Genomic DNA, 15175 nt, shown 5'->3' with positions numbered 1-15175 from the left:
AATTTTGAATAAGGAAATTAAAAAAAGATATAAGATGTATAAATCTGGTAAAAACTGGGTTGTTGCACCAATTGTCTTTTTAGGATTAACTGCTGGGTTAGGTTATCAGGCAAATGTTAAAGCTGATAATGTTTCATCATCAGCGGGTAGTAATAGTGAAAATACTCAACAATCAAAAGCAAGCTCGTTAAGCAGCCAAAATTCAGTTTCATTGAAGAGCAGTAGTGCATCAACGCAAGCACAATCAGTCTCAAAGGAAGAAACTGTCAACTTTGCTGTTCAGCCGCAATCAACGACAAAGACGGCAACGAGTTCATCAAAAGCAAGTTCTTCTGCAAGTTCAAGCAGTCAAGTAGCAGCCAATGCTGCAACTGCAAATGAAAAGGACAACCTTGCAGTTACTGATCAACAAAATAATCAAACTGCACAGGATCAAACCCAATCAAATCCTGATCAGCAAAAGAATCAAAATGCAACGAGTTCTTCAAAGAAGGATGATGCTGTAAAGGCAGATACAACGACTTCATCGTCAAATTCGGCTTCATCATCTTCAAGCAGCGTTCAATCACAAAAGGTTGAACAGGCGCAAGAGCATGACGATGCCGTTCAAATTAACCAAAATGGTCAATGGTTCTTACAAAACAAGGAAACCCATCAAAATTACACTGGTTTCCAATACATTAAGGATCAAAATAAGACCGTTTACTATAATCCAACAGACGGTGCAATGGTTTACGGCCAACAAAAGATCAACAACCAATGGTATTACTTCGATAAGATCACGGGTGCCATGAAACTTGGTTACTACTGGATTGCAGAGCAACAAAAAGAAGTCTACTATGATCCAAATAAGGGTAACATGGTTTATGGTCAACAAAAGATCGATGGTAAATGGCAATACTTTGACGGGGTTACCGGTGCACAAGCTAAGAACCAATATGTTTGGATCGCTAACCAAAACAAGGAAGTTTACTATGACGGCCTTGGTAACATGGTTTACGGCCAACAAAACATCAAGGGCAAGTGGCAATGGTTTGACACGGTAACGGGTGCCCAAGCCAAGAACCAATACGTTGGGATTGGTAACCAAAACAAGGAAGTCTACTATGACGGCCTTGGTAACATGGTTTACGGTCAACAGTATATTAATGGCCATTGGCAATGGTTTGATACGGTAACGGGTGCCCAAGCCAAGAATCAGTTTGTCGATATTAAAGACCAAAATAAGACGGTTTACTACGACGGCCTTGGTAATATGGTCTATGGTTGGCAATCGATCAATAACGGCAATTATTATTTCAACACGGTAACCGGCGCGCTTGAAATGTACCGTGGAAATGAACTTCCAGCTTCATTAGATTCAAGCTCAATCAATGAGGTTGACGGCTATTTAACATGGGACGGCTGGTTCCGGCCAACTCAATATCACCAAGATGGTAAAACTTGGGTAAACTCAGGTGTTACCGACTGGCGGCCAATTTTAATGTATGCTTGGCCATCAAAGAACATTGAAATTCAATACATCCAATATTTTACAAACCATGGATACAGTGATAGCTCCCTTGGATTGACTTCAGATGCAGTTAAGAGTTTATCTGATTCAACTCCGGACCAAATTGTAAATAACTACGCTGAAAATATGCGTGATTCAATTGAAAAACAAATTTACAAGGATAATTATTCAACAACGCAACTTGCAAATACGATGAAAGATTTCATGGCAACGATTCCTGATTTTTCATTAGCTTCAGAATTGCCAGTTGAAGATCAACCAGGATATCATCCAGACAATAGCGGTTCAATTGATAATGACCAAATTATCTTTGTAAATAATGATTCGAATAATCAAAAAGTCGGGAACACATCATATGCTGATAGTAATTACCGGTTAATGAACCACACAATTACAAATGAAGGCGGCTATACCAACGTTAACGATACATCACCAGAACTTCTTTTAGGGATCGATATCGATAACTCAAATCCGGTTGTTCAAGCTGAAAACCTTAACTGGGAATACTTCTTGTTGCACTACAGCACGATCATGGGTCAAGGTGACGACGGAAACTTTGATGGCTTCCGGGTCGATGCTGCTGACAACATTGATGCAGATGTATTGTTGCAATTAGGCCAATTGATGAATGATATGTATCATACAAAGGACAGTAACGCCAATGCTGATTCCCACCTTGTATATGATGAAAGTTACCATTCAAATTCAGCGCAACTTTTAAATGAACACGGTAACCCGCAATTGTATATGGATTCAGGATTGTACTGGACATTGAATAATGTTCTTGGCGCTCAACCGGGATCGCGGAACAATATCATGAATATTGCAAGTAACAGTGTGGTTAACCGGACGAACGACACTACTGAAAATCAAGCAACACCAAACTGGTCATTTGTAAATAACCATGACCAACAAAAGAACATCATTAACCAAATTATTATTGATGATCACCCAGGTGTAACGGATATCATGGCCGCAGGATATAAGGCTGAATATGCTGATGAAGCTTGGAAACAATTTTATGAAGACGAAGCTCAAACCGTAAAGAAGTATACTCAGTATAATGTTCCTGCAAAATATGCGATCTTATTAACGAATAAAGACACCGTTCCTGAAGTATATTATGGAGATCTTTATAATGAAACTGATCCATATATGCAATCAAAGGGAATGTACTACAATGCCATTACGACAATGTTGCAAGCACGTAAGAAGTACGTAAGCGGCGGTCAATCAATGACAAAGTACAACGACAATTTGATGGCAAGTGTTCGTTATGGGAAGAACATCATGAACGCTGATCAAACCAATAATGATTCAATTAGCCGGATATCCGGAATTGCCGTAATTGTTGGTAATAATCCATCAATGGATCAACAGACGATTACCGTTTCAATGGGGAAAGAACATGCTAACCAAAAGTATGTCAACTTAATTGGAACAACAGCTTCAGGACTTTCATATAATAACGGTGAAACATTAACAACTGACGCAAATGGTGATCTTCACATTACGGTTAAAGGTTACGCCAACCCATATGTAAGTGGTTATCTCAGTGTGTGGGTTCCAGATGGGGCAGCAGCTGACCAAAATGTAACCACGGAAGCATCAACTGCTCAAAATACAAGCGGCAAGACATATCAATCAAATGCGGCATTGGATTCACACGTTATTTTTGAAGACTTTAGTTTATTCCAACCACATCAATCAGTTGGTGATGATACTTACACAACGATTGCAAAGAACGCTCAACAATTTGCAAACTTAGGAATTACTGATTTCTGGTTTGCTCCTCCATACCAATCATTCAGCATGAGCCGGTATGATGAAGGGTATGCAATTACTGATCGTTACGATTTAGGCCAAAGTTCTCCAACCAAATACGGAACGAACATTGAAATGATCAATGCAGTTAAGGCATTGCATAAGGTTGGAATCAGTGCTCAAGTTGACTTGGTTATGAACCAATTGCTTGGATTGTCAGGGAAGGAAGTCGTTACTGCAACGCGGACAGATAATCACGGACAACAATTAACCGTTGGCGGCAAGACATTTGCTAATAAGTTATATGTTGCGTATGTAGATGGTGGCGGAAAAGGTCAGCAACAATACGGTGGAGCTTACCTTGATTACTTGAAACAAAACTATCCAGATTTGTTTACAACCAAGGCAATTTCAACTGGCGTTGCGCCTGATCCAAATGTCCAAATCAAGCAATGGTCAGCTAAGTATGAAAACGGAACGTCATTGCAAGGAACCGGAATGGGCTTAGTTGCTCAAGCACCAAATGGCGATTACTATTACTTGAATAACGGTAAGAATGATAAGAGCTTCCCAACAACTGTTCCGACCCAATTTACCCAAAGTAATTACTGGGTTCAAAATTCTGCTCAACCAGGTTGGCACATGTATGGAACTTCGAAGTACTACATCAACTCAAATGGTTCGATGGCGCTTGGTCATCAAACGATTGATGGAAAAGATTACTACTTTAACCCTCAAGGAGGACAGTTAGTTTCAGTTAATGGTCAACCAGCTGATGGACAAAAGCTTGTTAACGGTCATTGGCAATACTTTGATCCGGTAACAGGTGTTCAAGCGAAGAACCAATACGTTTGGTTAGCTGACCAAAATAAAGAAGTTTACTACGATGCTAATGGCAACATGGTTTACGGCCAACAAAACATCAATGGTCACTGGCAATACTTTAACCCGGTAACCGGTGCGCAAGCGAAGAACCAATACGTCTGGATTGCTGATCAAAACAAGGAAGTTTACTACGATGGTTTAGGCAACATGGTCTATGGCCAACAAAAAATTAATGGTAAATCACAATACTTTGATCCAGTAACTGGTGCACAAGTTAAGAATAAATATGTTTGCCTTGGCCAAAACAAATGGGTTTACTATGATGGCTTAGGTAACATGGTTTACGGTCAACAACACCTTAACGGTCACTGGCAATACTTTGACCCGACAACCGGTATCCAAGCGAAGAATCAATACGTTTGGATTGCTGATCAAAATAAAGAAGTTTACTACGATAATTCAGGCAATATGGTATACGGTTGGCAAACGATCAACGGGTACAAGCATTACTTTGACCCGGTAACCGGTGCACAAGCCAAAAATGTAACGCTTGTAATTGACGGCAAGAAATACACATTTGATGGCTTAGGCAATATTGTTGAATAGTTTTTAATGAAGAAGAGATTGGATTTGATCCAATCTCTTTTTTTAATTTTTTATTAAAATTTAAAACAGAACATTGGACCTTAAAACGGCTTAAAATGGTTGATTTTATTGAAAAAATAAAACGAATATTACAATTATTTAACAATGTAATTTTTATCTAAAAAGTAATTGCGGTATAATGATATTGTGCAAACGATTGCGGAAATTTTTTTAAGGAGTGAAACTATGAACCGAGAAGTCAAAAAAAGATATAAGATGTACAAGGCCGGTAAAAACTGGGTCGTTGCACCAATTGTCTTTTTAGGATTAACTGCTGGATTAGGCTATCAAGCAAACGTTAAAGCTGATAATGTCTCATCATCAACAAGCAGTAATAGTGAGAATACTCAACAATCAAAAGCAAATTCATTAAGCAGCCAAAGTTCAGTTGCATTGAAGAGCAGTCGTTCTGCTGTTCAAGCTCAAACTGCTTCAAAAGAAGGAATGGTGAACTTTGCCGTTCAACAACCAACTGCTAAAGCAGCAACAAGTTCATCAAAAACAAATGTAACTAATAACAAAGCAAATCAAACAGAAAATCAATCAAACGCAACCGCAAATGACGCACCAGCAACCAATAAGACAGATAATCAGACACCAGAATCTGGAAAACAAAATGCTCAAGATCAAATGAAGCAGGCGAATGATCAAACCAATAATCAACCTGCTCAAGATCAGGCACAACCAAATACTGGTCAACAAAATGGTCAAAATACGCCAGATAACACTGCCAAGAAAGACAATTCTGTAAAGGCTGATGCTTCAACTTCATCATCAAGCTCAGTTTCATCATCTTCAAGCAGCGTTTCACAAAAAGTTGAACAAGCGCAAGAACATGATGATGCTGTTCAAATTAGTCAAAATGGTCAATGGTTCTTACAAAACAAGGAAACTCACCAAAACTATACCGGTTTCCAATACATTAAGGACCAAAATAAGACGGTTTACTACAATCCGACAGACGGTGCCATGGTTTATGGCCAACAAAAAATCAACAACCAATGGTACTACTTCGACAAGATTACGGGTGCCATGAAGCTTGGCTACTACTGGATTGCAGAACAACAAAAAGAAGTTTACTATGATCCAAATAAAGGCAACATGGTTTATGGTCAACAAAAGATCAACGGCCACTGGCAATACTTTGATGATGTAACTGGTGCCCAAGCTAAGAGCAAGTATGTTTGGATCGGCAACCAAAACAAGGAAGTTTACTATGATGGCCTTGGTAACATGGCTTACGGTCAACAAAACATCAATGGCCACTGGCAATACTTTGACGATGTGACTGGTGCCCAAGCTAAAAACCAATATGTCTGGATTGCTAACCAAAATAAGGAAGTCTACTACGACGGTCTTGGCAACATGGTTTATGGCCAACAAAAGATCAACGGTCACTGGCAATGGTTTGACCAAGTTACTGGTGCCCAAGCTAAGAATCAATTTGTAACGATTAAAGATCAAAACAAAGTTGTTTACTATGACGGTGTTGGTAACATGGTTTACGGTTGGCAAAAGATCAATGGTGGAAACTACTACTTCAACACCGTAACTGGCGCCTTAGAAACTTATTCTGGGGATGAACTTCCAGCTACATTAGATTCAAGTTCAATCAATGAAATTGACGGTTACTTAACATATGACGGCTGGTTCCGCCCAACCCAATACCACCAAGATGGTAAGATGTGGGTCAAGTCAGGCGTTACTGATTGGCGGCCAATTTTGATGTACGCTTGGCCATCAGCCGCAGTTGAAGCCCAATACATTCAATACTTTGTAAATCACGGTTACTCAGATGAATCATTAGGATTAACAGCTGATAACGTGAAGGCATTGTCTGGAAACACGCCAGTTGATATTTTGAACAATTATGCTCGTAATATGCGGGATTCAATTGAAAAGCAAATTTACAAGGATAACTACTCAACCAAGCAATTAGCCGATACAATGAAAGGCTTTATTGTAACGGTTCCAGACTTTACTCGGGCTGACTTGGATCCAGTAGATCTTCTTCCAGGATACAAGCCAGGAATCTTTGGACCAGATAAGCAAAACCAAGTTAAGTTTGTAAATAACGATTCGAATAACCAAACAGTTGGTAATACATCATACGCTGATAGTTTATGGCGGTTAATGTGCCGGAATGTGTTCAACCAAAACGGCAGTCAAGGAAATCACCCAGATAACATGGAAATGTACGTTGGAAACGATATTGATAATTCAAATCCAATCGTTCAAGCTGAAAACCTTAACTGGGAATACTTCCTTACACACTATGGTTCAATTCACAGCAACAATGCAGACGGCAACTTTGATGGCTTCCGGGTCGACTCGGCAAGTAACATGGATAACGATGTTCTTGATCAAATGGCACAGTTATTCAATGACATGTATCACACTAAAGAAAGTGATGCGAATGCCGATGCCCACTTGATCTACGATGAAGTTTGGGATCCAACCTACGCAAAGTGGTTGAAGTCAAAAGGTTATGAAAACCTTTATTATGACACCCAAATGTATTATTCAAATGTAAATGCATTAGGAAACAAGCCAGGTCAACGGGGCAGTCTGGATGAATTGATCAATAATCCAGTCGTAAACCGGGCAAATGACACAACTGAAGATCAGGCAGTTCCAAACTGGTCATTTGTTATGAACCACGATCAACGGGCTGATATCATTAAGCAAATGATCATGGACGAACATCCAGATGATCCATCAGTAATGGGAAATGGTTATAAGGCTGCATATGCTCAACAAGCATTGGATGCGTTCTTCAAGGATCAAGCATCAACGAACAAGCAATATGCCCACTACAACATGCCATTGCAATATGCGATCCTCTTAACAGATAAGGACACGATTCCAACTGTATACTATGGTGATCTTTACAAGGAAGATGCACCATACATGCAAGTTAAGGGAATGTACTATGATGCAATTACAACCTTGCTTAAGTTGCGGAAGATGTATGTCAGTGGTGGCCAACAAATGAAGACATATGATAACGGTTCAGTGTTATCAAGTGTTCGGTTTGGTAAGGGTGTAATGTCTGCCAATGATACTTCATCAGATCCAATCGCACGGACTTCAGGAATTGCAGTTGTAATTAGCAATAATCCTTCATTAGGACAACAAACGATTACGTTCTCAATGGGGAAAGAACACGCTAACCAAAAGTACATCAATGTCATGAACACAACTGATTCAGGCTTGAGTTACAATTCTGGCGATGTGCTTACAACTGATGCAAATGGTAATTTGACAGTTACGCTTAAGGGTTATTCAAACCCATATGTAAGTGGCTACCTTGGCGTCTGGGTTCCAGAAGGGGCTGCAGCAGATCAAGACGCAACGACTGCGCCATCGACTGCCAAGAATACTTCAGGCGATACATACCAATCAAATGCAGCGCTTGATTCACACGTCATTTACCAAGACTTTAGTTTGTACATTCCAAACACAACGAAGGATACTTTGAGTACTGATACGTATGCTCAAATTGCTAAGAATGCTTCATTATTCAAAGATCTTGGAATTACAAACTTCTGGTTTGCACCGCCATACCGGAACTTCACAATGAGTTGGTACAACGAAGGATACTCATTGACTGACCGTTATGACTTAGGGTCAGCAAGTGATCCAACGAAATATGGTTCAGGTGACCAATTAGTTGAAGCAGTTGCAGCATTGCATAAGCTTGGTATCCGGTGTGATGTTGACTTGGTACCAAACCAAATGGTAGGTCTTTCTGGAAAAGAAATCGTTTCAGCTACGCGGGTTGATGACAATGGTTATCCAACAATGATCAATGGTAAGACCTTTAGCGATGAATTGATTCCGATGTACACGAAAGGCGGTGGAAAGGGTCAGGAACAATACGGTGGTGCCTTCTTAGACTACTTGAAGGAAACTTACCCAGACTTGTTCACAACGAAGGCTGTTTCTACAGGGGTTGCTCCTGATCCAAACGTGAAGATCAAACAATGGTCAGCTAAGTACGAAAACGGGGCAACGATTCAAGATCTTGGACCAGGATTGATCATGAAGAATGCGAACGGCGACTATGACTACTTGAACAGCGATGGAAACACGAAGTTTAAGACAACGTTGCCGGCTCAATTCACAGACAGTGATTACTGGATCAAGAACTCTGCCCAACCAGGTTGGCACACTTACGGCAATGGCCGGTACTACATTTACGCAAACGGGACAATGGCTGTTGGGACTCAAACGATTGACGGTAAGAGTTACACCTTTGATTCAAATTCAGGTAAGTTGATTTCAATCAATGGCGCCCCAACAGACGGTGAACGGCTTGTTGACGGTCACTGGCAATACTTTGACCCTGCAACTGGCAAGCAAGCTAAGAATCAATATGTATGGCTTGGCGATCTTGCTAAGGAAGTCTACTACGATGGCAACGGCAATATGGTCTATGGCCAACAAATGATCAACGGTCACTGGCAATACTTTGATCCGGTAACCGGAGCTCAAGTTAAGAGTCAATACCAATGGATTCCAAATCAAAACAAGTGGGTCTACTACGACGGCCTTGGTAACATGGTTTATGGTCAACAAATGATCAACGGTCACTGGCAATACTTCGATCCAGTAACTGGAGCTCAAGCTAAGAGCCAATATGTCTGGATTGGAAACCAAAACAAGTGGGTTTACTATGATGGCCTTGGCGACATGGTTTATGGATTGCAACAAGTTGACGGTAAGCTGCAATACTTTGACCCAGTAACTGGAGCTCAAGCTCGCAACCAATACGTTTGGTTAGCAGACCGGAATGGTGAATTCTACTTCGATAAGATGGGCAACATGGTTTACGGCCAACAAATGATCAACGGTCACTGGCAATACTTTGATCCAACATTTGGAAACCAGATCAAGAGCAATTATGTTTGGATCGATAATGAACACAAGGAAGTTTACTATAACGGTTTAGGCAACATGGTTTACGGTTGGCAAACAATTAACGGTCAAAAGCAATACTTTGATCCAACAACCGGTGCCCAAGCTAAGAATGTAACCCTTACGATCGATGGCCAACCACACTCATTCGATATGTATGGTAACCTTGTTCGCAATCAATACGTCTGGGTAAACAGGGAAAACAAAGAAGTTTACTATGACGCTGATGGTAACATGGTTCGCGGCTGGCAAACGATTGATGGTCATAAACAATACTTTGACCCAACAACCGGTGCCCAAGTCAAGAGTGCAACCATTACGATTGATGGCAAGCAATATACATTCGATGGCATTGGCGACCTTGTTGATTAAAAAATAAAATAATTAAAATCGGACTTCATTCGTGAAGCCCGATTCTTTTGAGTAAACAAAAGCAGGGATTCAAACGAATCTCTGCTTTTCTTATCTATTTTCGAATTCTAATCAGCCGTCCATGTTAACGTTGCAGTAACGTTGACGGTAATTGGTGAACCGTATGTTACATTTTCGTTAGCCTTGGTTGCATCAAATCCTTGTTGGACGTAGTACTTGTAGAAGTAGTGGCCCTTACCGTTTGGATATTGAACGGATTTTTGTGATTGAGTTCCATCAACGCCGTTGCTTCCAATTGCACTGGCAACCTTGTTCAAGTCGCTTGCCGAAAGCTTGTCGCCCTTGGTTCCAGAAACTGATGTTGGAACTGAGCTTGGCATGTCTTTAACAATGTTACCAACTTTGAGAGCATCTGGAACAGTAACGTTCTTAACTCCTGGAGCATCGTAAACAGCCGTTACCTTGTATTGAATGTTTGAGGTTGCTGTTTGCGTTGCTGGTTTTTGGTTGTTGTTGGTGTTTGAATTACTATCTGTTGTTGGCTTACTGTTATTTGTGTTATTGTCTGTTGCCGGTTTTTGATTGTTGTTCGTTGTTGAAGAACTGTTATCCGTTGCCGGTTTGCTATTATTTGTTGTTGAAGAACTTGAACTACTGTTACTGCTGCTATTTGAGTTCGAGCTTGAGCTGTTTGATGAGCTGTTGCCTGAATTAAATGGCGGCGTTGTAACAGTTGTTGTTTGTTGTTTCAACGGAGCGTAGTTGATCGTATCTGGTGATGTATAACCATCAAGCATGCCCTTGAAGACATTCAGTGATTGTAATGCATAACCGTGATCATCAAACATTGCCATGTTATCCCACGTTGTACCACCCCATGCAGGCTTGCCGTTGTAGTACATTACACTGTCTGGTGAGTAACCAACTGAGTGGCTGTTTGCCCAACCGGTACCAAAGACTTCTGACATGGCATCGTTGTATTGCCAGTTGACCCAACCAGCTTTGTCAGGAATCCATGCTGGTTCCCAGTAGAAGGCACCTAAACCGTTGCCAGCGACAAGTGCTTTGTAGAGGGCTTCGATTTCGTCAACTTGACCTTGAGGACCTACAGGATACATGTTTGTGTTTTGCCATGGAGAATTGTTATCTCCAATTGAGTTTCCGGTACCATCAGCATCTTGCGTTGTGCTTGCCCAGCTTGTTTCAAGAACAACGAATTGTTTGTTGAACTTCTCGGCAACCATCTTTTCAACGGCCAATAAGTTATTTGGCGTATTAGCGCCTGTTCCTAAGCCGTGACCGTTATTATCTGCACATGACCAGAATGGGTAGTATGAAGAACCTAAAACATCGTAGTCAACGTCATGTTGTTGAAGAACGGTCATGATGTTTGTGTACTTATCGATGTTTGGTGTTTCCAACTGGATCGTGATCTTAGTTGATGGCAATTCTTGGCGGATAGCCTTTGCGCCGGCATTCAAGTAATTGCAAATGTTAAATGCCTTAACTGGATCATCCCATGCACCTTGGTATGAACCACCATGATCACGGTCAGTTGACTGACCGAGCATTCCGTTTGTAATTTCGTTCCCGGTTTGAACCATTCCAACGTCAATGCCGGCATTCTTGAAGTCATTCATGATCTTCCGGGTGTATTGGAAGACTTCAGTTTGAATGTCTGTCGGATTTAAGTTTTGCCATGCCTTTGGAACGATTTGCTTGCCTGGATCTGCCCAGAAGTCTGAGTATTGCAAGTCAAGCATTACTTTCATGCCATACTTAGCAGCTTCTTTGGCAATTGCCATTTCGCTTGCTTCGTCACAGACACCGCCACCGTAGTTTTGGTTTGAAGCATTGTATGGATCGTTCCAGAGACGAAGACGAAGATAGTTAATACCTGCATCATGGAGGATTTTAACAAGGCTTGCTGGGTTACCGTTGAAGTCGTAGAACGTTACGCCGGCATTTTCAAGTGACTTGTAACTTGAAATATCAACCCCGCGAATCATGTCGTTTGTCATTCCTTTGATTGGGGTAACAACGACTTTGTCATAACGTAAACCAGTTTCGGTTCCGTTCTTGAATGCATTGGTGATTTCATCAGCAGTCATTTCTGTTGATGGCTTGGTTGATTCAGTTGTGGTTGTATCTTCAGCCTTGCCGTATACCAAGGTTGCATTGTAATCAAGCGTTACGGTATCGCCAAACTTGACGTTCTTGTTGTCATTTGCAACTTCTTGTTGCTTACCGGCTTCTTGGTTACCATCCAACCAGTATTCATAGTGGTAAGGATTGCCGTTCTTGTCGTAGTAAGTTGTTGTTCCGACAAATGCCTTTGTCATTCCGCCAACAGCGTTTGCGAGGGCTTCAAGATTTTCACTTGAGATCGTGTCGCCTTGGATACCTGTCAATAATGTCTTAGCAGTATCTGAAAGGCCAGCGTTCACAAGGTCAGCTGGGTTCATTGCACCGTTTTGGAGGGCGTTTTGAACATCGCCGGCATTGTTGTATACGTTTGTGATCTTGTATTGAACGTTTGAAGTCTTCTTTACAAATTGGCTTTCTTGACTTGGGTTGTAGAAGATTACCGTTGTATTCCAGTTCTTATTGTTATTACTGTCTTGGATCGTTGCGCCGACACCCAAAGCTTTCCAATTTGAGGTGTTGTTGCCAAGCATTGAAACGATCTTTTGAGCAGCTTCTTGAGCAGCCTGTTCCTTTGTTGGAGCAGTAACGGTTACTTGGTAGGCCTTGGCTGTGCCGTTCATTAACTGGTTATTTTGCAAGTTGATTTCAATTGATTGTTCATCATTATTTAATTGTCCTTGAGCAACTAATTGAGCTGTATCATGCAATCCAAAGGCTTCGAAGTTGTTTTGATCGCCTGTCCAGTTGGCATCCATTTGGTCCTTGCCTTCATTTTTAAGGATTGCGTTGATTTGGCTTGCAACGTCATCCCGATAGCTTGCAAGTTCTGAAGTTGGAATTTCGTAAGCGCCAGTAACGGTGTTGAAGTAGTCTTGTTGACCATTGATCGTTTGTTGACCGTAAACCATGTTACCTAAACCATCATAGTAGCAAAGCTTTTGTTGGTCAGTGATCCATTGGAAATTGCTCTTTACTTGGGCACCAGTAACCGTGTCAAAGTATTGCCAATGACCATTGATGTACTGTTGGCCGTAAACCATGTTGCCTAAGCCGTCATAGTAAACTTCCTTCTTTTGGTTATCGATCCAAATGTACTTGTTTTTAGCTTGAGCACCTGTGACCGGATCAAACCATTGCCATTTGCCATTGATGTATTGTTGACCGTAAACCATTTGGGCAGTTTGAGGATCATAGTAAACTTCTTTATTTTGATTACCGATCCAGTAGTAGCCTGTAACCGGGTTACCGTTATTGTCGAAGTAGTACCAGTGGCCGCCAATATTTTGTTGACCGCGAGCTTCAACTGCGCCGGTAACATTGTTCAATGTGTATGTTCTTCCGTTAATGGTTTGTCGGCCGTATAACATTTGACCGTCATTGTTATAGTAAACAAGTTTGTTTTGTTCTGGAATATATTGGAAACCGGTTTGCATTGCACCAGTAACCTTATCAAATAAGTACCAGTGGCCGTTAATGTTTTGTTGACCATAGACCATGTTGCCTAAGCCGTCATAGTAAACGGTCTTGTTTTGATCCTTAATGTAAACGAACTTGTTCTTGGCTTGGGCACCTGTGACCGGATCGAACCATTGCCACTTGCCGTTGATGTTTTGTTGACCGTAGACCATGTTGCCTAAACCATCATAGTAGACTTCTTTATTTTGGTTACCGATCCAAACATATTGGTTCTTAGCTTGGGCACCAGTAACGGTATCAAACCATTGCCATTTGCCATTGATGTTTTGTTGACCGTAAACCATGTTGCCAAGGCCATCATAGTAAACTTCTTTATCTTGATTCTTGATCCAGATATATTGGTTCTTAGCTTGAGCACCAGTAACGGTATCAAACCATTGCCATTTACCATTGATGTTTTGTTGACCGTAAACCATGTTGCCGAGGCCGTCATAGTAGACTTCCTTGTTTTGGTTGCCGATCCAAACATATTTACTCTTGGCTTGAGCACCCGTGACATCATCAAAGTATTGCCAGTGGCCGTTGATCTTTTGTTGACCATAAACCATGTTGCCTTTATTTGGATCATAGTAAACTTCTTTTTGTTGTTCGGCGATCCAGTAGTAACCAAGTTTCATGGCACCTGTGATCTTGTCGAAATAATACCATTGATTGTTGATCTTTTGTTGACCGTAAACCATGGCGCCATCCATTGGATTATAGTAAACAGTCTTGTTTTGGTCCTTAATGTATTGGAAACCTGTATAGTTTTGGTGGGTTTCCTTGTTTTGTAAGAACCATTGACCATTTTGGTTAACTTGAACAGCATCATCATGTTCTTGCGCTTGTTCAACTTTTTGTGAGACGCTGCTTGAAGATGATGAGACTGAACTTGATGTCTTATCAGGCTGTGTTTGAGCTTGACCATTTTGACCTGCAGTTTGAGTTGCTGCAGGTTGCTTTTGATCAGCTTGAGTAGCAGCCGTGGTTTGGTTTGTTTCTTTAGCGGCAGTTTGACCATTAGTTTGTTGTTGGTCATTTGCTGTTACAGCCGTTTTTTCCGACTTATTTGCTGTATTTTGATCGTTCTTTGACGAACTTGCTGCAGCTTTTGCAGCTGGTTGAACAGCAAAGTTAATCGTTTCTTCAGTTGCTTGAGTAGTTGCCTTTGTTGAAGCACTGCTCTTTAATGCAACTGCTTTTTGGTCATTCAGCGAAGTGCTGGTTGCCTTTTGGGTAGTTTCATTATCAGCCTTTGCGGTTGATGAAACGTTGTCAGCCTTGACGTTGGCTTGATGACCAAGTCCGGCAGTTAATCCTAAGAAAACGATTGGTGCAATAACCCAGTTTTTACCGGATTTATACATCTTAAAACGTTTTTTCTCTTCCATAATTTTACCCCTATGTAAATTAGTACGGCTTCCATTTTAGCATGAAATTATTAAGCTAATGGTTTTTTTGAATAAAAATTAGATTTAATTAATAGAATGTTAGGATATTTATCAGATTTGACTAAGATTTAGTTGTAAACTA

General features: G+C 40.9%; 3 protein-coding genes. 2 read left to right on the top strand and 1 reads right to left on the bottom strand.

Annotated elements, in window-relative coordinates; genetic code table 11:
• Positions 1-4: 4 nt before the first annotated feature.
• A complete protein-coding gene (locus FC33_RS08170) occupies positions 5-4708 on the top strand; it encodes a glycoside hydrolase family 70 protein (RefSeq protein WP_235803880.1) in 4704 nt (1567 codons plus the stop codon).
• Between the two features lie 225 nt (positions 4709-4933).
• Positions 4934-10039: a glycoside hydrolase family 70 protein gene (locus FC33_RS02790; protein ID WP_057827104.1), complete on the top strand. Its 5106-nt coding sequence runs from the start codon at positions 4934-4936 to the stop codon at positions 10037-10039.
• Between the two features lie 107 nt (positions 10040-10146).
• Here the strand turns inward: FC33_RS02790 and FC33_RS02785 are convergent, their stop codons facing one another.
• Positions 10147-15033, bottom strand: coding sequence for a glycosyl hydrolase 53 family protein (locus FC33_RS02785; protein ID WP_057827103.1), 4887 nt, complete (start codon positions 15031-15033; stop codon positions 10147-10149).
• Between the last annotated feature and the right edge of the window lie 142 nt (positions 15034-15175).

Origin of the sequence: Ligilactobacillus aviarius subsp. aviarius DSM 20655 (assembly GCF_001436315.1) — a bacterium.
GTDB lineage: Bacteria > Bacillota > Bacilli > Lactobacillales > Lactobacillaceae > Ligilactobacillus > Ligilactobacillus aviarius.
Note: the sequence above shows the minus strand (reverse complement) of the source record. Positions and strands in the feature narration are given on the sequence as shown.

Coding starts and splice junctions, on each gene's coding strand:
- FC33_RS02790 (WP_057827104.1), top strand. CDS start 4,934: ATGAACCGAGAAGTCAAAAAAAGATATAAGATGTACAAGGCCGGTAAA.
- FC33_RS02785 (WP_057827103.1), bottom strand. CDS start 15,033: ATGGAAGAGAAAAAACGTTTTAAGATGTATAAATCCGGTAAAAACTGG.